Here is a 2500-nt window from a genome sequence, read left to right as displayed (position 1 = left end):
ACGTGCAAGCTTAAGCCGGTAGGTGTAGGCGTAGCGAAAGCGAGTCTTAATAGGGCGCTCAGTACGTTGCATTAGACCCGAAACCGAGTGATCTAGCCATGAGCAGGTTGAAGGTAAGGTAACACTTACTGGAGGACCGAACCCATATCTGTTGCAATAGATCGGGATGACTTGTGGCTAGGGGTGAAAGGCCAATCAAACTCGGAAATAGCTGGTTCTCCGCGAAATCTATTTAGGTAGAGCGTCGACCGAATACCCTCGGGGGTAGAGCACTGGATGGGCTAGGGGTCCTCACCGGATTACCAAACCTAACCAAACTCCGAATACCGAGGAGTACTAGTCGGCAGACACACGGTGGGTGCTAACGTCCGTCGTGGAGAGGGAAACAACCCTGACCAACAGCTAAGGTCCCCAAGTTATGGCTAAGTGGGAAAGGATGTGAGACTCCCAAAACAACCAGGATGTTGGCTTAGAAGCAGCCATCATTTAAAGAAAGCGTAACAGCTCACTGGTCTAATTAAGGGGTTTTGCGCCGAAAATGTACCGGGGCTAAAGCCATACACCGAAGCTTTGGGCTTGCTTTGCAAGCGGTAGCGGAGCGTTCCGTAGGCTGATGAAGGGAGACCCGTGAGGGCTCCTGGAGGTATCGGAAGTGCGAATGCTGACATGAGTAACGATAAAGGGGGTGAGAGACCCCCTCGCCGAAAGTCCAAGGGTTCCTGCTTAAAGTTAATCTGAGCAGGGTTAGCCGGCCCCTAAGGCGAGGCCGAAAGGCGTAGTCGATGGGAACCACGTTAATATTCGTGGGCCTGGAGGTAGTGACGGATCGTGGACGTTGTCTTTCCTTACTGGATTGGGAAGGCAGCCAAGTGGTCCCAGGAAATAGCTCCTCCATATAGACCGTACCCGAAACCGACACAGGTGGACTGGTAGAGTATACCAAGGCGCTTGAGAGAACTCTGCTGAAGGAACTCGGCAAAATGCACGCGTAACTTCGGGATAAGCGTGACCCTTCTTCGGGCAACCGGAGGGGGGTGGCACAGACCAGGGGGTAGCGACTGTTTATCAAAAACACAGGGCTCTGCGAAGTCGCAAGACGACGTATAGGGTCTGACGCCTGCCCGGTGCCGGAAGGTTAAAAGGAGGAGTGCAAGCTCTGAATTGAAGCCCCGGTAAACGGCGGCCGTAACTATAACGGTCCTAAGGTAGCGAAATTCCTTGTCGGGTAAGTTCCGACCTGCACGAATGGCGTAACGACTTCCCCGCTGTCTCCAGCAGAGACTCAGTGAAATTGAATTCCCCGTGAAGATGCGGGGTTCCTGCGGTTAGACGGAAAGACCCCGTGCACCTTTACTATAGCTTTACACTGGCATTCGTGTCGGCATGTGTAGGATAGGTGGTAGGCTTTGAAGTTCGGGCGCCAGCCTGGATGGAGCCATCCTTGAAATACCACCCTTATCTACATGGATGTCTAACCGCGGTCCGTTATCCGGATCCGGGACAGTGTATGGTGGGTAGTTTGACTGGGGCGGTCGCCTCCTAAAGAGTAACGGAGGCGCGCGATGGTGGGCTCAGAACGGTCGGAAATCGTTCGCTGAGTGCAATGGCATAAGCCTGCCTGACTGCAAGACTGACAAGTCGAGCAGAGACGAAAGTCGGTCATAGTGATCCGGTGGTCCCGCGTGGAAGGGCCATCGCTCAACGGATAAAAGGTACGCCGGGGATAACAGGCTGATGACCCCCAAGAGTCCATATCGACGGGGTTGTTTGGCACCTCGATGTCGACTCATCGCATCCTGGGGCTGGAGCAGGTCCCAAGGGTATGGCTGTTCGCCATTTAAAGCGGTACGTGAGTTGGGTTCAGAACGTCGTGAGACAGTTCGGTCCCTATCTGCCGTGGGTGTAGGAATATTGACAGGATCTGTCCCTAGTACGAGAGGACCGGGATGGACGTATCTCTGGTGGACCTGTTGTGGCGCCAGCCGCATAGCAGGGTAGCTATATACGGAACGGATAACCGCTGAAGGCATCTAAGCGGGAAACCGACCTGGAAACGAGTATTCCCTGAGAGTCGTGGGAGACCACCACGTTGATAGGCCGGGTGTGGAAGTGCGGCAACGCATGGAGCTTACCGGTACTAATAACTCGATAGGCTTGAATCATTCTCATTGCTTATGCTCATCAAGAGCGACAAAATACTGGCCAAAAGGCCAACCAGCTTCTCGATTACATGCGCTTTGCCGACCTGGTGGTCATGGCGGGGCGGCTGCACCCGTTCCCTTTCCGAACACGGCCGTGAAACGCCCCAGCGCCGATGGTACTTCGTCTTAAGACGCGGGAGAGTAGGTCGCTGCCAGGTCTGCAAATCGCATGTAAGCTTCTCGACACAAACCAAAAACAAAAGGCCGCAAACGCGGCCTTTTGGCATGCAAAAAGAACGCAAAAGTTGACGCGGGGTGGAGCAGCCCGGTAGCTCGTCAGGCTCATAACCTGAAGGTCG

General features: G+C 54.3%; 2 rRNA genes (1 of these 2 cut by a window edge). Both read left to right on the top strand.

What is annotated here, in order from left to right:
- A 23S ribosomal RNA gene (locus tag ACRTG1_RS13495) occupies positions 1-2162 on the top strand; it begins 653 nt to the left of the window's first position.
- An 82-nt stretch (positions 2163-2244) separates the two neighbouring features.
- Positions 2245-2359 (top strand): 5S ribosomal RNA (gene rrf, locus ACRTG1_RS13490).
- The last annotated feature ends 141 nt before the right edge of the window (positions 2360-2500 follow it).

The sequence above is a fragment of the Nitratireductor sp. PBL-C9 genome (assembly GCF_050877045.1).
Taxonomy (GTDB): domain Bacteria; phylum Pseudomonadota; class Alphaproteobacteria; order Rhizobiales; family Rhizobiaceae; genus Nitratireductor; species Nitratireductor aquimarinus.
The sequence above is the reverse complement of the archived record's forward strand: the minus strand, read 5'-3'. Positions and strand labels throughout refer to the sequence as shown.